Here is a 17,223-nt window from a genome sequence, read left to right on the forward strand (position 1 = left end):
GGGGCTGTGTCGATGTGCGGCTCCGCCGCGTGGGCGCGACAAGCCCCCACCCACCCGCACCCGCCAACACACCGACTGAACCGAAGCTCTTTCGCGGGGGTCGAAGGGGCGCAGCCCCTCCGCGGGGGCGAGGAAAAACCCCGGCGGGATCAGGCCGCAGCCATCACCAGGTCCATCAACGCCGCCCGAGCCCGGGCCACACGGGACCGCACCGTACCGATGGGGCACCCGGTCAACCCCGCGGCGTCCTCGTACGACAACCCCACCACCTGTGTAAGAACAAACGCCTCCCGCCGCTCATCGGGCAACGCCTCCAACAGATCGGCCAACGCGATCCCGTCATCGAACCCGGGCAACCCCCGCGGCTGCGCCCGCTCCACGGCCACCCTCCAGTCCGCCACATCGGACACCCGAGGCCGAGCCGCCGCGTACCGAAAGCTGTCGATCACCGCCCGCCGCGCGATGGACAGCAGCCACGTACGAGCGGAGCACCGCCCCTCGAACCGATGCAGACTGCCGAGCGCCCGCAGAAACGTGTCCTGGGCGAGGTCGTCGACGACCTGCGGATCGGCGCAGAGATGGGCGACGAACCGCTGGACGTCACGGTGCAGCGCACCGACGAACCGCTCGACGGCCTCGGGATCGCCACCGCGCGCGGCGAGAGCCCAGGCGGTGATGGACTCATCGCTCGACGCGGCAGCAGACGGCGACGATGACGTAGTAAGGGTGATCACCTGGTGTCCTTCTCGGGTCATCCGGGGAGCCGAACCACCGACACGGCTCGCGGGCACACGTCGGAGGTCCGGTGAGGAAAGGCGGCCGTACGGCAGCGGCGCCCGTGTGGGCGGCGTACGTACGACCGGAGCCGAAGGCGCGCGCACGGTCGCGTGGCGGCCTCGGTTTCACCGGCTGTCGTCAGATGACAGCGGTCCCGGCGGGCGGACCCCGAGAGGTGATCGCATGGACGAGGAGCAACCGTCGCGGCGAACGGTCGGAACGACCGCGGCGTACCCGCGGCCGTGGCCGCTCAGGCGGCAGCGGCAGCGCGAGCGGCAGCCGCAGCGGCGCGGCAAGCCACCCGGCCACGGCCCGCAACAGATTGAAGGCGGCCCGCTCCCCGTACGCCAGCCACAGGCCGCACAACAGCGCGGCCAGCAGATGAGCGGCGAGCATGCCGGACGAAGGTGCGAACGAGGACGCGAACGAGCCGTCCAGGAGGTACCCGGTGTGGTCCACATGACCCATGTGATCCGTCGGACCCATGGACACCGTGTGATTCATGTGGGCGGAGCCCATGTCCACGGCGTCCACGCCTGTGGAAGACGGCTGCGCCAGTGAGAAGCCCGTGTGGAGGGCCGTCTGGGCGGCGACCACGACGGCGACGATCAGCGGGAGTCCGCGTTCACGACCGGCCAGGCACCAGCCCACGGCACCGGTCGCGGCGACCCCGGCCGCCATCGCCCACCAGGGGACGGAACTGCCCGACATCAGCACGTGGCCCAGGGAGGCGAGCAGCACGCAGACGGCCGCGAACATCGCGGCCCGCACCGTGCGTAAGCACCACCCTGCGGTCATGGCGCCCCATCCTCGCATCCGGACACCGGTCGTCATCCCGTCCCCCTTGAGTACGGATGTCCACCCGCCGTCGCACTCACACAAGCAACTGTGATCCGGATCACGCAGGAACCGGCCATGCCGTGAGGCAGTCTTCTGCTTCGTGGGGAGCCCTTCGCAGCAAAGCAGCAGCCAGACAGGCCTGGCCCGGCAGCGCACATCAGCCGATTCCGGAGCGGCTGATTCCGCCGCGCACATGGTCGTGTGCGGGGACGACGGGCTGGCGCATCGGCTCGCCGCCGAACTGCGCACCGTGTACGGGGAGCAGGTGACCCTCGTCGTACCGCCCACCGCACGGATCGCACCGCGCCCGGTGGTGGGGCGAGCCCGGGCCGCCGCGCTCCTCGACCTCGTGTCCGCGGCGGTCAACCGGGCCGCCGGCAACGGCGATTCAGCGACCACCGACCGAACCACCCCGCGAGCCGACCGAACCAACGAACTACCTCTCCTGGAGGCGGCCGAAGCCACCGAAGCCGTGCTCGCCGAGGCCTGGGTGGAGCGGGCCGCCGCGCTGGCGCTCGTGTATGACGACGACGAGACGAACATCCGTGCCGCCCTCACCGCCCGCCGCCTCAACCCCCGCCTGCGGCTGGTCCTCCGGCTCTACAACCGCCGATTGGGCCAGCACATCGAGGAACTCCTCGACCAGGCCTCGGCGTTGGCGACGGGCGGCGGCGCCGCCCACGGCGGGGTCGACGGCGGAGTCGACGGCTTGGGCGCCTCGACGACCGTCCTCTCCGACGCCGACACCGCCGCGCCCGCGCTGGCCGCCACCGCCGTCGTCGGGACCACCAAGGTCGTCCACGCGGACGGGCTGATGCTGCGGGCGGTGGAACGGCCGCCGGGCCGGGCCGGTCAGGAGCCGGGCCTGTGCACCCTCGCGCTGCTGTCGGCGACCACCAACGACCCGGCCGGGGCCGACGGTTCCGAGAGCAGCGGGGAGCGCGGGCCCCAACTCCTGCCCGACGAACGGCAGGTGGCCGAGGCCGCCGGGCGCGGCACCGTCGTACTGGACACCGTGCGGTACACGGGCCCCGCGCTGCCGCAGGGCCGGGCCGCAGGCAGGTCGCTGGGGGTGTTCGGGTCGTTCGGGTCACTCTTCTCGCGCCGGCTGCGCTTGTCGCTCGCGGGGCTGGTGGCGTGTGTGTTCGGGCTGGCCGTCGCTCAGATGGTGGTCACCGGGCAACATCCGCTGCGGGCGACGTATGTGACGCTCCTCGACCTCTTCGCGATCAACGACCCGGCGACCGAGGGCAGCGACTCACGCCAGATCCTCCAACTCCTCTCCGGGCTGATGGGATTGTTGCTGCTGCCGGTCCTGCTGGCCGCGGTCCTCGAAGCGCTGGGCACCTTCCGCAGCGGTTCGGCCCTGCGGAAGCCGCCGCGCGGGCTGTCCGGGCACGTCGTCCTCCTCGGCCTCGGCAAGATCGGCACCCGGGTCCTCGCCCGGCTGCGGGACCTCCACATTCCCGTCGTGTGCGTCGAGGCCGACCCCGACGCCCGCGGGCTCGCGGAGGCCCGGCGGCTACGGGTGCCGGTGGTGCTCGGGGACGTCACGCAGGAGGGTGTACTCGAGGCCGCCAAGATCCACCGGGCGAACGCGCTGCTCGCCGTCACCAGCGCCGACACCACGAACCTGGAGGCGGGGCTGTACGCGCGTTCCGTACGCCCCGATCTACGGGTCGTCCTCCGCCTCTACGACGACGACTTCGCCACCGCCGTGTATCGCACCCTCCGTGCCGCGCATCCGCACGCCCTCACCCGGAGCCGCAGCGTCACGCATCTCGCCGCGCCCGCGTTCGCCGGGGCGATGATGGGTCGGCAGATTCTGGGGGCGATTCCGGTCGAGCGGCGGGTGCTGCTTTTTGCGGCGGTGGAGGTTCGGGGGCACCCTCGGCTTGAGGGGCGGACGGTGGCGGAGGCGTTTCGGGCGGGGGTGTGGCGGGTGCTGGCCCTGGATGACCGAGGCGCAGGTACGGCGCCGGGCCTGATCTGGGACCTGCCGCCCACGTACGTGCTCCGCGCCGAGGACCGTGTCGTCCTGGCCGCCACCCGGCGCGGCCTGGCGGAGCTGCTGGGGCGCCGGGTCCGGGACGGTGCGGGCCGGTAATCCCCACCAGGGTTTTCGCCCCCGCCGCCCCTACCCATTCCCATCCCGCAGGGCCGTGCTTTCAGGGGCGCGGGGAACTGCGCGAGCAACCCAACACAACCCGCACCCGCCATACAACCCGCACCCCCCGAGCTCCCAGGCGAAGCGGGGTCGAAGGGGCGCAGCCCCTGGATGGGGGAACCTCCCGCTCGAGCGAAGCCGAGAGTGGGGGAGGGACGGGTAGGGGCGGCGGGGGCGAGAAACTCCCCAGGTCACCCCACCCCGCACACGTCCCACGCGGGAAACGGATCATCCCCCACCGCAACGATCTCGCCCTCGCCCATCAGACACCCCGCCAACGCCGACCGCAGCGCATCCGCCCGCAACCCCGTCCCGATGAACACGAGTTCCTGCGCGTACGGCGCCTCCCCGTCCCGCGCCGCCGTCGGCTCGAAGCGCGCGACGGACCCCGCCTGAGACCAGAGCCCGACGACCAGCGGCCGGCTGCCCAGGGTGAAGAAGCCCTTCGAGCGGAGGACCTGCCCGAACTCCCCGCTGTCCAGCCCCTCCGTCACGAAGGTCCACAACCGCCCCGGGTGGAAGGGGACTTCGGACCGGAAGACCGTCGACGAGATGCCGTACTCCTCGGTCTCGGGCACATGATCCCCGTTGAGCTCCCGCACCCACCCCGGCGCCTGCTGGGCCCGTTCGAGGTCGAACCGCCCCGTGCCGAGCACCTCCGCGACCCGCACCCGCCCCCGGCTGACCGGGACGATCCGTGCGGCGGGGTTGAGCCGGGCGAGCGTCGCGGCGAGCCGCTCGGCGGTGGCCGTGTCGACGAGGTCGAGCTTGTTCAGCACGATCACGTCGGCGAACTCGATCTGGTCCATCAGCAGATCGCTGACGGTGCGTTCGTCGTCCTCGTACTGGTCGAGCCCGCGTGCGACGAGCTCGTCGCCGCCCGCCAGCTCGGGCAGGAAGTTCACGGCGTCGACGACCGTCACCATGGTGTCGAGCCGGGCGAGGTCCCCGAGCATGGCCCCGTCGTCGCGCGCGAAGGCGAACGTGGCGGCGACGGGCATGGGTTCCGAAATTCCGGAGCTCTCGATCAACAGGTAGTCGAAACGGCCCTCCCGCGCCAGCCGGTCCACCTCCTCCAGCAGATCGTCGCGCAGGGTGCAGCAGATACAGCCGTTGGTCATCTCGACCAGCCGCTCCTCGGTGCGCGACAGCGCCGCCTCGCCGCCGCGCACGAGGGCGGCGTCGATGTTGATCTCGCTCATGTCGTTGACGATGACGGCCACCCGCAGCCCCTCGCGGTTGGCGAGGACATGGTTGAGCAGGGTGGTCTTGCCCGCGCCGAGGAAGCCGGAGAGGACGGTGACGGGCAGCCGGTCCCGGACCATGGTCACGGTGTCAGCCCTCGGGGTGGATCAGCCCGCGCTCGTACGCCTTCAGCAGCCGCTGCGGTACGAGGTACGTGGCGCCGTCGACCGTGTACGGCACCAGCTGCGGCGTGCTCGCCTTCCACTGGGCGCGACGGTGACGGGTGTTGCTGCGGGACATCTTCCGCTTGGGTACGGCCATGGGGTCGGTCCTCCTCGGGCTCGGGTCGGGATCGACACGCTACATGAAAATGGATCCCATTATGAAAAGGGGGGCGTGAGGTGGATGAGCAGTTGCTCCCCCGTCGCCGTATGAAAGGGGAGGCCGACGAGGAACGGCCCCGCACCACTGCACTGCCGTAACCCGACGGAGGTACCGTCCCCCGTGGCCATATCCCAGGAAGCCGGATCCAAGGAAGCCGTATCCAAGGAAGCCGTATCCGAGGAAGCCGAACCGCACAGCCGGCACCTCAACTCGCCTCTCCTGCTGACGATGCTGCTGGTGCTGGCCGTCGCCGCGCAGGGCCCGATCCGCAGTGTGCTGGCCGCGCCCGTGACGCAGAGCTGGATGACGGTGTTCGTGGCGGTGGTCGTACAGGCGCTGCCGTTCCTCGTGCTCGGGGTGCTGCTGTCGGCGGTGATCGCGGTGTTCGTGCCGGCGTCGTTCTTCGCGCGGGCGCTGCCGAAACGGCCCGCGCTCGCGGTGCCGGCGGCGGGGATGGCCGGGGTGGTGCTGCCGGGGTGCGAGTGTGCGTCGGTGCCGGTGGCGGGCGCCTTGGTGAGGCGAGGGGTCACCCCCGCGGCGGCGCTCGCCTTCCTCCTTTCCGCCCCCGCGATCAACCCGATCGTGCTGACCGCGACCGCCGTCGCCTTCCCGGGGAACCCCGAGATGGTGCTCGCCCGGTTCGTGGCGAGCCTGCTGGTGGCGTGCGCGATGGGCTGGCTGTGGCAACGGCTGGGCCGGGGCGAGTGGATGCGCCCACCGGAGCGCCCGTCCTACGAGGGCCAGAGCAAAGGCGCGGCGTTCTGGGGCTCGGTGCGGCACGACGTGATGCACGCGGGAGGCTTCCTCGTCGTCGGCGCGATGGCGGCGGCCACGCTCAAGGCGGTGGTCCCGGCGAGCTGGCTGAACGCCGCCGCCGACAACTGGATCGTCGCCATCCTCGCCCTCGCCGTCCTGGCCGTGCTGCTCTCCATCTGCTCCGAGGCGGACGCGTTCGTGGCGGCCTCGCTGACCCAGTTCTCCCTGACCTCCCGGCTGACCTTCCTGGTCGTCGGCCCGATGATCGACCTGAAACTCTTCGCCATGCAGACCGCCACCTTCGGCCGCGCCTTCGCCCTCCGCTTCGCGCCCGCCACCTTCGCCCTCGCGATCCTGGTGTCGGCCCTCGTCGGGACGGTGTTCCTGTGAACCGCCAGGCCCAGACCGTCGTCCTCTTCCTCACCGGCGGCGGCCTCCTGCACGCCGGCTTCACCGACCTGTACCTCCGTTACGTCAAGGCCGGTCTGCGCCCGCTGCTGATCGGCGCGGGCGTGGTGCTGATAGCGGCCGCGACAGCCACGGTCTGGTACGGCCGCAAGCAGAGCGAGAACCGGGACCCACAGGACTCCCAGAAGGCCCATACACACCGCGAACCCCGGGTCTCCTGGCTCCTCGTCCTCCCGCTCCTCGCCCTGGTCCTGGTCGCCCCGCCCGCCGCCGGCTCCTACACCGCCATGCGCACCGGCACCGCCCTCCAGGAACAGCCCTGGGGTTACCCCGAGTTGCCCGCCGACGGTCCCCTCCGCCTCAGCGTCGCCGACTACGCCGGGCGCGCCGTCTACGACAAGGGCCGCGCCCTCGCCGACCGCGAACTCAAGGTCACCGGCTTCCTCGCCCTCGGCGGCGACGGCACCCCGTACTTGGTCCGCATGGCCCTCAACTGCTGTGCAGCGGATGCCCAGCCCGTCAAGGTCGCCCTCTCCGGCGACCTCCCCGCCGTTCTCCAGCCGGACACCTGGATCGAGGTGACCGGCACGTACACCCCGAAGCAGGCCAAGGACCCCGTCAACGGCACCGCCATCCCCTTCCTCGACGTCACCGCGACCAAGCCGGTCAAGGCACCGCAGGACCCGTACGACGAGGCCTGGAACGGCTGACGGTCCACCTCTGGATAGCTGATGGACCGTCAGTTATGGTCACCGGCAACGCCGTAGCGACGCCGTACGTGATCCTCATCCGAAGGGTGGACGCCATGCAGACACCGTCCCCGAGCCCGCAGCCGCCGCCCGGTGCTCCCCGCTGGGTCGCGATGTTCCACGAGCCCTCGTCGGACTCCTGGCGGGTGGGCGCTCAGTCGCCCCACCGCATCCCCGTGCAGTACGCGGTGGGGGAGATGACCCAGACCCTCCGGGCGCGCGGCGACGACCCGGTGGTCGCGCTGTGGGGTCCGAAGGACGGCGGGTGGGAGCGGCACGGGGCACCGGCAGCCGCGCCGCAACCGACGTCCGAAACCCCCGGCGCGCCCGCCAAGGAAACCGGCAAGCTCGCGGAGCGGATGACCGACCGGCGGCAGCAGGTACTCATGGCGGGGCTGAGCAAGGCGGGTGTCTACGACCTCTCGCCGGACGACTCGGCGGCCGTGGCGGCGCTGGTGGACCGGCTCGACGAGACGACCGTCCGCCGGATCGCGCACTGGCTCACCGTGGCCGGAGGCGCCGGAGGCGGTCGTTAGGCGCGCACGCGAACGCCCGGTCGCTGGCGACGGGGGATGCACCAGCGACCGGGCTATGGCCAAGGCTAACAAGCTCGCTGGTCCGACGGGAGCCGACTGTTCGATTGTGTTGAGAAGTTGTGATCGGGATCACTCGCCGAGGCGCCCGGCGCCGGACCCGGCGCCCACCCGGCCTCACTCCTCGCACGGCGGCTCGTACGACAGTCGCGGCAGGTACTCGTTCCACTTCTCCGGGGTCAGAACGCCCCGCGTGGTCGCGCAGATGTGCCGGACCGCCTCGTCCACGTCCAGGTTCCACAGCCGTACGGTGTCGGCGCCGCTGGAGACGCCGAGTATGTGGCCCCGGGGGCTGAAGGAGAGGAAGTTGCCGGTTCTGGCGTTGGGGCTCATGGACTGGCCGATGGGGGAGGCGTCGGCGGGGTCGGCGACGTTCCACAGCCGTACGGTGTTGTCGTTGCCGCCGCTGGCCAGGGTCCGGCCGTCCTCGCTGTACGACAGCGAAACGATCGCCTCGGTGTGGCCGGTGAGCGGCGAGCCCAGCAGGGTCGCCTCGCGGGGGTCGTCGACGTCCCAGAGCCGGACCTTGTCGTCGTCGCCCGCGCTGGCCAGCGTCTTCCCGTCCGGGCTGTAGGCGAGGTCGCTGACGGAGCCGTGGTGGTCGAAGAGGGGGTCGCCGAGGCGGGTGGCGCGGGCCGGGGCGGCCACGTTCCACAGGCGGACGGTGCCGTCGGCGCTGCCGCTGGCGAGCGTGCGGCCGTCGGGGCTGAAGACGAGGGCGAGGATGTAGCCCTTGTGGCCGGTGAGCCGCTTGGCGAACGGGACGGGGCGGGACGGGTCGGTGACGCTCCACAGCTGGACGGTGTGGTCGTCGTAGACGGTGGCCAGCGTGCGGCCGTCCGGGCTGTAGGCCAGCGCGTCGGTGTAGCGGGTGCGCAGTGCGACGGGCTGCCTGTGGCGGACCGGTTGGGTGGGGTCGCTGACGTCCCACAGGTGCAGCGCCCGGTTGCTGGCCACGATGGCGAGGGTGCGGCCGTCGGGGGAGAACTCCAGGGCGCGATTGCCGTCGTCCGCCTCCATGAACGGTTCGCTCAGCGCCACGGGGCGGCGGCCGGGCTCCGCCACGTTCCACAGCCGGACCCGGCCGTTCTGCCCGGCCGTGGCGAGCACCCTCCCGTCCGGGCGGAACGCTCCGTTCTGGCCGACCATGTCCGACGTCGGCACCGCCCACAGCCGGACCTTGCCGTCCCCGCTCCCGGTCGCGAGGGTCCGGCCGTCCGGGCTGAACGCCAGCGCGAACATCTCGCCGCTCGCCCCGGCGAGCGGCTCGCCCACCTTCGACGCGTACGACGGATCCGCCACGTTCCACAGACTCGCCGTACTGTCCGCGCTCGCCGCGGCCAGCATCCTCCCGTCCGGACTGAACGCCACCGACCACACGGGCCCGGTGTGCCCGGTCAGCGGCGCCCCGAGTGCGGACGCCCGCCCCGGATCGGCCACGTCCCACAGCCGTACGGTGTTGTCCGAACTGCCGCTCGCGAGCGTACGGCCGTCGGGGCTGAACGCCAGCGAGTGCACGGTGGCCGTGTGCCCCTTCAGCACCCGGCCGAGCGGCACCGGACGACGCGGGTCCGCCGTGTTCCACAGCCGGACCACGTTGTCGTCGCCACCGGTGGCCATGGTCCGCCCGTCGGGGCTGAACGCCACGGCCCGTACGGGCGCGGTGTGGCCGGTGAGCGGCGCCCCGAGCGCGGACGCCCGCCGCGGATCGGCCACGTCCCACAGCCGTACGGTCGTGTCCTCGCCGACCGAGGCCAGCGTCCTGCCGTCCGGGCTGAAGGCGAGGAGGTAGATCGTTCCGTTGTCGCCGGTCAGGGGCGCGCCGATCGGCTTCGGGGCGGCCGGATCGCGTACGTCCCACAGGCGGATCGTGCCGTCGTCGCCGGCGCTGGCGAGGGCGCTGCCGTCGGGGCTGAAGACGGCGGTGCTCACCCAGTTGGTGTGGCCGGTGAGGGGCTTGCCGAGGGCTTTGGGACGGGACCGGTCGGCGACGTTCCACAGGCGTACGGTCCGGTCGTAGCTGGCGGTGGCCAGCGTGCGGCCGTCCGGGCTGAAGCTCGTGAGGTAGACGGCGCCGCCGTGGCCGAGGAGCGGGGTGGCCAGGGGCGCGTTGACGATCGAGATCAGCCGGTTGTTCGTGCCCTCGTCGTCCGGGCGCAGACCGTGGGCCACCAGGTCGAGCTGGGCGGACAGCGACGGATCCGTGTACTGGACGCGGTCGGCCTCGGCGACCACCTGCTCGAACACCGCGTCGTTGCGCTGCTGCCACGCCACCACCGCCGAGCCGACGGCCAGGATCGCGAGGACGACCAGGGCCGACACGGCGCTCCGGCGAAGCCGGACCGTGCGCTTGCGCAGCCTCACCGAGGCCGCCAGGAACTCCATCGCGCTACGGGTCAGCAGGGTGTCACCGGCGGTACTCGCCCAGCTTTGGGCCTGTTCGAGACGCGAACCCCGGTACAGCAGCGAGGCGTCGCGCTCGGAGTCCTCCCAGGACCGGCCGTCCTCCTCAAGCCGCTGGCGCAGCAGATGGTCGCCCCGGCCCTCGTCGATCCAGCCGCGCAGCCGGGGCCAGGCGTGCAGCAGCGCCTCGTGGGTGATCTCCACGGTCTCCGCGTCGAGTGTCAGCAGCCGGGCGCGGACCAGCGCCTCCAGTGACTCCTGCGTCTTGTCCGGGTCCGCTGCCCCGTCCGCCAGCTGACGGCGCGTCCCCCGCCGCCGCGTGGCCTGCGTGTCCTCGCCCAGCCGGACCAGACGCAGCAGCAGCAACCGGGCCGCCGTACGGCCCGCCGGATCAAGCGCCGACCACGCCTGTTCGGCGGTCGCCGCCACCGCCCCCTGGATACCGCCCGCCGCCCGGTACCCGGCCAGCGTCAGCCGCCCCGCCTTCCGCCGCTGCCAGGTCACGAGCAGGGCGTGCGACAGCAACGGCAGCGCGCCGGCGTCGTGCGCCCCACGCGGCCCGTCCGCGCTCACCTCCCGCACGATCAGCTCCGCAAGGCCCGGCTCCAGCTCCAGCCCCACGGCCTTCGCCGGGCCCGTCACCGCTTCCCGCAGCTCGGCGGTGGTCAGCGGCCCGAGCACCATGTGCCGGTGCTGCAACGCGTCGGCCAGCTCCGGATACCCGAGGCACTGCTCGTAGAAGTCGGCCCGCACCCCGAGCACGACGAGCGCCGGCGCCGGTTCACCGCCGCGGCCGGGCGTGCACGCGGCGCTGAGCAACTGGATGAACGTACGGCGATCGGCCTCGTCGGAGGAGAGAGTGAAGGCCTCCTCGAACTGGTCGACGATGAGGACGGGGCGGGTGGGGGTGCGGGTTTCGCCTGGGGCAGGCGAACTGTTGGGGGAGGGCGTCTCGCGGTGTGCCCACGTCGCGACCGCCTCCCGTACTGCGTCGGCGAACACCGGGGTGCCGGGCTCATACGCGGCGGACACGACAGTCCCGAGCCCGGGTATGTGACGGGTCAGCTCCCCGAGCGGATCGGCTCCCGGCACGAGTTGGAGCACCTCGCCGCCCTCGCCCGCTCCGCCGACGGCCTCGCCCAGCGCGCCCTCCCGCACCGCGGGCACCAGCCCGGCGTTCAACAGGGACGATTTCCCGGCCCCGGACGCGCCCACGAGCATGACCAGCCCGCCCGTTCGCGCCGCCGAGCGCAGCTGGGCGACGAGGGCGTCCGTACTGCGCTCCCGCCCGAAGAACCAGCGGGCGTCCTGCTGCCGGTACGAGGCGAGGCCCCGGTAGGGGCAGACACCGCCGGGGACGGGCGGGCCCTCGACGGTGGGGCGCTGCTCCTCCTCCGATGTGGCGGCCGTCGCCGGGCGCTCGCCGGCCGGGTCGGCCACGGCCCGCTCCCACAACCGCTGCCACTGGGCCATGTCGTACAGGCCCTTGGACACGGGGGCGGGCCGCAGGCGCCGGGCCTCGGGTATCAGGACCTGCAGTACGGCGGCCAGCGCGGCGAACTGCGCGGGCACGTTCCTCGCCCGCCGCCAGTCGCTGATCCGCTGCACGGACACCCGCACGGGCCGCCCGCGTTCGTCGACCCGCTGTAGCCGTACGACGGATTCGGACACGCTTTTGAGGGGAGGATTGCCCGCTTCCTTGTAGAGCAGCGCGAGACGTTCCGCGAAGGCTGTACGCGCGCCTGAGTCGTGACTCAAGGCTTCCTCCCCTTGCTTCCCCCACTACCTGGACTACCTGGACATCCGGACCGGAAAACTCACTTTATATGGCTGACCTGCGACGAAGCCGTCCGGCTGGTTCCGGACCTTCCTCGCCGTGATCCCCGGCTGGCAGGATCATGGCCAACCACCGCGACGACCTGGTGTCCCGCGCAGGCCACCGGCCCAGCGCCGGAGCGCTCCTTCATGACGCCATACGTTTTCGGTCACCCTCAGCCACCTTCAGCGACGAAGCCCTCCGCGCCCACCTCAGCCCCTCGATCCCTGTCCCCTGACAAGGATCGACATCCCCGCACCGTCCGGCACCGGTCCCCACGTGGGGAGGGACCGGTGCCGGACGTGTGAGACCGATGAGTTCGCACCGCGCCGCCGGTCCTAGAAGACTGGAACCAGTACAGGAACAGGAGCCACTGCCCAGGAGGCGATCATGTTCGGTACGACGAAGGCGTTCAGCGGCTTCTCGGTGGACGACATCGACGCGGCCAGGAAGTTCTACGGCGAGACACTCGGACTCCGCGTGTCCGAGCAGAACGGCATGCTGACCCTGCACATCGCGGGCGGCCGAGACATCCTGGTCTACCCCAAGGCCGACCACACCCCGGCCACGTACACGATCCTCAACTTCCCCGTGGACGACATCGAGAAGGCGGTCGACGAACTCGCCGGCAGGGGCGTCCGCTTCGAGCGCTACGACCACCTCAAGGCGGACGAGAAGGGCATCTTCCGCGGCGGCGGCCCCCCTGATCGCATGGTTCACCGACCCCGCCGGAAACGTGCTCTCCGTCCTCCAGGAACCGTCGTAACGACCGCGAGGTGGCCGGGCGCACCCCCGTGGAACCCGGCCACCCGCCGGAGGAACACTCTGGTGTGAGCAACCCCCGGAGAACGTACACCTTAGTTGCGGTCGATCGTCAACTAGAGTTGTTCGGAAGCCACCGCTTTCCGCGCTCATCACGCACCAGAGTGGACGCAGCGACGATCAGGACAAGGACGTACCGGACGTGACAGAGGCCGACGTGACAGAGGGCGACGTGACTGAAGGCGACGAGCCACGCACCTTCGCGCAACTGCTGGACTACCTGTTCAAGGAGGTCCACCCGGAAAGTCGCGGGCCCTACACGTACGCCGAGGTCGCCGAGGGCATCCGGGAGGCTTCGGGAGGCCAGGGCAAGGGGCTCACCGCGAGCGCGATCCAGCAACTGCGCACCGGCGCCAAGAAGAACCCCACGATGCACACCATCAAGGCGCTCGCCGACTTCTTCGGCGTACCCGCCGGGTACTTCGTCGACGAGGAGGCCGCCCACCGCACCCGCGCGGAGATCGCCGTCCTCGCCGCCATGCGAGACCGGAACGTCCGCACCGTCGCCCTGCGCGCCAACGGCCTGAGCACGGAGACCCTGCAGATGGTGACGGCGGTGATCGAGCAGGCCCGGATCCTGGAGGGCCTCCCGGGCGGAACACAGCCGAACACCCTCAACCTGGATGACTAGCGGTACCTGACAGCACGCGGTTTCCGGCCATTCGGTCAGAGAGCAGGGATTCTCTTTGACCGCTCTGGCCATTCGCCTAAGCTTTCGAGTGATCCGGTGCCGGGGATTCCGGATCACAGACCGGACATGGACCTTGGGCGGACATGGACCTTGGGCGGCTTCGCCGCGAGTGCGAAGAGCGCGTGGACGCGCTGCGGCTCCCCCACCGTTTCAACACCCGGGACCTGTGCGACGCCGTGGCGGAGATGCGCGGCCGTCCGATCATCCTCCGCCCCCTGAACACGCTCGGCGCGATCGACGCCCCGTGCGGAATCCGCCTGGAGACACCCGACGCCGACCTCCTCTTCTACGAGGAGGGCACGTCCGCCCTGCATCAGAACCACATACTCGCGCACGAGGTCAGCCACATCATCTGCGACCACCCCGGCAGCCTGGAGCTGGACGCCGACGCCCTGCGCGCCATCGGCTTCAGCCCCACCCTCGTCCAGCGGATGAACGGACGCACGAGCTACTCCACGGACGACGAGCGCGAGGCCGAGATGATGGCCACCGTCATCCGGCAGCACATCTACCGCGGACGTGAACTTCCCCCCAGCGAGCCCGAGAAGGGCGCCGAACGCTGGGAGGCCTTGTTCGCCAAATCGACCAAGTCCAAGTCGACGTTCGCCAAATCCACCAAGAAGGGCCGCCGGCTCCGATGATCGACCTCTTGTTCGCGGGCGTGGCCATCGTGCTTCTCCTCGCCGCCGGCTACTGGGTTCGCGGGCGGGGCGGCCACCGGCCGACCGGCACCTGGGCCATGGCCGCGCTGCTGGTGTCCTTCGCCCTGGCCTTCGCCTCGTACGTGTCGTTCGTGGAAGCCGCCGCCGAAAGCGTCGTCCCCGGCGTCGGCCGTCTCCTCAGCAACTCGTTCACGCTGGCCGCCGCGACCTCCGTCCTGGCGTTCATGCTCCAGCTCAACCTGGAGCCCGACCAGGCCGGACGAAGCATCCGGGTACGGGTGCTCTTCCTCACGATCTCCGTCACCGGCATGACGGCACTGTTCGCCGCCGGCCAGCTCAACGACGACTCGCCCCAGCTGTACGCGCTCTACGTGCTGATCTACATCACGTATCTCGGTGTCACCGCGAAGGATTTCGGTCAGCAGACCTGGAAACAGGCCAAGCACTCACGGCGCAGGAGCCAGCGCGTCGGACTGCGCATCACCGCCGCCGGCTGCCTCTTCGCCCTGCTGTACGCCGCGTACAAGGTGTTCGGCCTGGTGTCCATCGGGCTCGAACTGAACCTCCTTCCGCACGGCGTCCGCTGCTCGACGCCCATCAGCCCCGTCCGCTGCGTCTTCAGCGTGACGGCGCCGGCCCTGGCCGTACTCCTCATCACGCTGGGGCTGACGCTCCCGGCGGTGGCCTGGCCGTTCAGTCAGTTCCTGCGCCGCCGATGGGAGTCGCGGTCCTACGCCGCGCTCGCCCCCCTGTGGGCGGACATCACCGGCGCGACACCGGAAGTGGTCCTGACCGTGGCGGGCGCCGCGCGAGGTGCGGACGGCGACGCGGACGACCCCGACTTCCTCCTCCACCGCCGGGTCATCGAGATCAACGACGGCGGGCTCGCCCTCCGCCCCCACCGTTCCCCACGAGTCCAGGAGAACGCCGAACGGGCTGTTGCCGCACGCGGCCTGACCGACACCCCGGAAGGGGACGCGATCGTGGAGGCCGCGATCCTGCGGGCCGCCGTACACGCGAAGAAGACCGGCAGCGAACCGCGGCCGGACGCCGCACTGCCGGCCCCCGGAGCCGCCTCCCGGGCGGGCAATCTCCGCGCCGAGACCGAGTGGCTGCTCCTCGTCGCCCACGCCTACGCACAGGACGAGATCGCACGCACCGCAACCGACGACGCCACCGACGAACTGGCACCCTCCGGAACGGACCCCCAAGCGTGACCGACCCGCTGCAGGACCCGCGCTTCTTCGCCGACCCCTACCCGACCTACGCCCGGCTGCGCGACGCCGCCCCGGTGCGGAAGGTGCCCACGGGTTCCGGAGGCCGCTACAGCTACCTGGTCACGGGCTACGCGGAGGCCCGGGCGGCGTTCACCGATCCCCGCCTCTCGAAGAACACCGCACGCTTCTTCGCGGACCGTCCCTCACCGCGCGATCTCCACCCGGCGGTCTCCCAGAACATGCTCGCCACCGACCCCCCACAGCACACACGACTACGGTCCCTGGTGACGAAGGCGTTCACCACCGGCGCCGTCGCCCGCCTGCGCCCCTGTATCGCCGCCCTGGTCGACGAGTTGCTCGACGCCTGGCCGGACCACGGCCCGGTGGACCTCGTCGAAACCCTCGCGGTACCCCTCCCAGTCACCGTCATCTGCGAGATGCTGGGCGTACCCGAATCCGACCGCCCGCTCGTGCGCACCTGGTCCAGCGACCTGTTCGCCGCCGGAGCCCCCGCCCGGATCGACGCCGCCTCCCACGCCATCGCCCACTACATGACCGACCTGGTCGCCGCCACCCGCAAGTCCCCCGGCGAGACCCTGCTCGACGACCTCATTGCCGCCCGAGACGGCCAGGACGGCCAGGACCGCCTGACGGAGGAAGAACTCGTCTCACTCGCCGTCCTCCTCCTGGTGGCGGGCCACGAGACGACGACCAACTTCATCGGCAACGCGGCCCTGGCACTTCTCCAACGCCCGGAGTCATTGGCCCAGTTGAGGTCAGAACCCCACCTCCTCGAAAACGCCTTGGACGAACTACTGCGCTTCGACTCCCCCGTAGGCATCGCAACATTCCGCTACACCACCGACCCGCTCACCCTCGGCGCCACCGAGATCCCCGCAGGCGCCCCGGTACTCATCGCCCCCGGCGCCGCCAACCGCGACCCCCACCGCTTCCCCGCCCCCGACCGACTCGACCTCTCTCGCGCCGCCACCGGCCACCTGGCCTTCGGCCACGGCATCCACCGCTGCCTGGGAGCCCCCCTGGCCCGAGCCGAAGCCGAACTCGCCCTCCGCTCCCTCATCACCCGCTTCCCCAACGCCCGCCTGGCAGTCCCCGCCGAGAAACTGACCTGGCGCCACACCCGCCTGATGCGCGGCCTCACGGCCCTGCCGCTCGTCGTGTGCCGTCGGTGAGACGCCAGTAACGACGGTGGTCGCCGGCGCGCCAGGTCTCGGGGGCGGCGAGCGCCTGGTTGGTGGACCGCGTCACCCTCCGACATCACCAAGTCGACCACGGTGTCGGAGACCTTGCGGATGTGGCTGTAGTCGGACGTGGTGTCGTCCGCGATGGTGCCCGCGACCCACTCCTTGCCGAAGATCGCGGCCTGGCCCTCCTGCTTCGCGCCCTGGTCGGGGTTCCGCGAGGAAGCGGTCCGCGTCATCGTCATGCCGAAGAACGACGCATCGGTCTCCGACAGCTCACACAGAATCCTTGGCGCAGCGGCACTGGCCAGCGAGCTCAGATCACCGTCGAGGGTGCGTGCTTGCTCAGGTTCGGCATGAGCAAGCGCCTCATGCTTGGCCTGACCGGGCAGTCGGAGGCAGCCCTCGACGCCCGGCTCGCGATGTGCCCCACGTCTCCGGTGCGCGTGCTCAACGGCCTCCCGCGCACGCGCGCGGCTACTCTCCGGTAGCGGCTCCCACAGGAGCCGGATTCCCAAGTGGTTCCCAAAACGGGGCCGCACAGCAGGTCA

At 71.2% G+C, this 17,223-nt stretch carries 13 protein-coding genes and 3 pseudogenes; 10 read left to right on the forward strand and 6 right to left on the reverse strand.

From position 1 onward, the window contains the following. Positions 1-149: 149 nt before the first annotated feature. Both F3T56_RS38805 and F3T56_RS38810 read right to left on the reverse strand, forming a co-directional pair. Positions 150-755, reverse strand: coding sequence for a sigma-70 family RNA polymerase sigma factor (locus tag F3T56_RS38805; RefSeq protein ID WP_149830180.1), 606 nt, complete (start codon positions 753-755; stop codon positions 150-152). A 160-nt stretch (positions 756-915) separates the two neighbouring features. Then, positions 916-1,575 (reverse strand): hypothetical protein, encoded by a 660-nt coding sequence (locus F3T56_RS38810; protein ID WP_172639351.1) that lies wholly within the window; start codon positions 1,573-1,575, stop codon positions 916-918. A 235-nt stretch (positions 1,576-1,810) separates the two neighbouring features. On the opposite strand from F3T56_RS38810, the gene F3T56_RS38815 reads away from it, so the two are divergent. Continuing rightward, positions 1,811-3,724: an NAD-binding protein gene (locus F3T56_RS38815; RefSeq protein WP_149830181.1), complete on the forward strand. Its 1,914-nt coding sequence runs from the start codon at positions 1,811-1,813 to the stop codon at positions 3,722-3,724. A 251-nt stretch (positions 3,725-3,975) separates the two neighbouring features. Here the strand turns inward: F3T56_RS38815 and F3T56_RS38820 are convergent, their stop codons facing one another. Both F3T56_RS38820 and rpmF read right to left on the reverse strand, forming a co-directional pair. Next, positions 3,976-5,109 carry a GTP-binding protein gene (locus tag F3T56_RS38820; protein WP_149830198.1) on the reverse strand — a complete coding sequence of 378 codons (1,134 nt, stop codon included), beginning with the start codon at positions 5,107-5,109 and terminating at the stop codon, positions 3,976-3,978. A 10-nt stretch (positions 5,110-5,119) separates the two neighbouring features. Further along, entirely contained in the window at positions 5,120-5,290 is a 171-nt protein-coding gene (gene rpmF / locus F3T56_RS38825) for a 50S ribosomal protein L32 (protein ID WP_149830182.1), read from the reverse strand. 282 nt (positions 5,291-5,572) lie between these two features. On the opposite strand from rpmF, the gene F3T56_RS38830 reads away from it, so the two are divergent. The 3 genes from F3T56_RS38830 to F3T56_RS38840 are packed head-to-tail and all read left to right on the forward strand — an operon-like array spanning position 5,573 to position 7,802. Further along, on the forward strand, positions 5,573-6,499 hold the full coding sequence (locus F3T56_RS38830; protein WP_246204306.1) for a permease: 927 nt from the start codon (positions 5,573-5,575) through the stop codon (positions 6,497-6,499). Further along, positions 6,496-7,227 (forward strand): TIGR03943 family putative permease subunit, encoded by a 732-nt coding sequence (locus F3T56_RS38835; RefSeq protein ID WP_149830183.1) that lies wholly within the window; start codon positions 6,496-6,498, stop codon positions 7,225-7,227. The genes F3T56_RS38830 and F3T56_RS38835 overlap by 4 nt, the downstream gene beginning before the upstream one ends. Positions 7,228-7,262: 35 nt before the next feature. Then, positions 7,263-7,802, forward strand: coding sequence for a hypothetical protein (locus F3T56_RS38840; RefSeq protein WP_246204299.1), 540 nt, complete (start codon positions 7,263-7,265; stop codon positions 7,800-7,802). A gap of 174 nt (positions 7,803-7,976) precedes the next feature. On the opposite strand, the gene F3T56_RS38845 is transcribed toward F3T56_RS38840, so the two are convergent. Then, positions 7,977-12,020, reverse strand: a complete 4,044-nt coding sequence (locus tag F3T56_RS38845) for an nSTAND1 domain-containing NTPase (RefSeq protein WP_149830184.1) — start codon at positions 12,018-12,020, stop codon at positions 7,977-7,979. 448 nt (positions 12,021-12,468) lie between these two features. Between F3T56_RS38845 and F3T56_RS38850 the strand changes: the two are divergent. The 5 genes and pseudogenes from F3T56_RS38850 (at position 12,469) to F3T56_RS38870 (ending at position 16,663) form a co-directional block, all read left to right on the forward strand. Then, positions 12,469-12,844, forward strand: a pseudogene (locus tag F3T56_RS38850) (VOC family protein). A gap of 198 nt (positions 12,845-13,042) precedes the next feature. Then, on the forward strand, positions 13,043-13,531 hold the full coding sequence (locus F3T56_RS38855) for a helix-turn-helix domain-containing protein (protein ID WP_246204300.1): 489 nt from the start codon (positions 13,043-13,045) through the stop codon (positions 13,529-13,531). A 143-nt stretch (positions 13,532-13,674) separates the two neighbouring features. Continuing rightward, a complete protein-coding gene (locus F3T56_RS38860) occupies positions 13,675-14,232 on the forward strand; it encodes a regulator component (RefSeq protein WP_149830185.1) in 558 nt (185 codons plus the stop codon). Next, positions 14,229-15,470, forward strand: coding sequence for an MAB_1171c family putative transporter (locus tag F3T56_RS38865; RefSeq protein ID WP_216373063.1), 1,242 nt, complete (start codon positions 14,229-14,231; stop codon positions 15,468-15,470). The genes F3T56_RS38860 and F3T56_RS38865 overlap by 4 nt, the downstream gene beginning before the upstream one ends. Then, positions 15,467-16,663, forward strand: coding sequence for a cytochrome P450 family protein (locus F3T56_RS38870; RefSeq protein WP_149830186.1), 1,197 nt, complete (start codon positions 15,467-15,469; stop codon positions 16,661-16,663). Before F3T56_RS38865 ends, F3T56_RS38870 begins: the two co-directional genes overlap by 4 nt. A gap of 62 nt (positions 16,664-16,725) precedes the next feature. Here the strand turns inward: F3T56_RS38870 and F3T56_RS50355 are convergent. After that, positions 16,726-16,947, reverse strand: a pseudogene (locus F3T56_RS50355) (hypothetical protein); the annotation flags it as partial. Between the two features lie 78 nt (positions 16,948-17,025). Here F3T56_RS50355 and F3T56_RS50495 point away from each other — a divergent pair. Then, positions 17,026-17,163, forward strand: a pseudogene (locus tag F3T56_RS50495) (LacI family transcriptional regulator); the annotation flags it as partial. Between the last annotated feature and the right edge of the window lie 60 nt (positions 17,164-17,223).

The organism is Streptomyces tailanensis, from assembly GCF_008386495.1.
Classification (GTDB): domain Bacteria; phylum Actinomycetota; class Actinomycetes; order Streptomycetales; family Streptomycetaceae; genus Streptomyces; species Streptomyces tailanensis.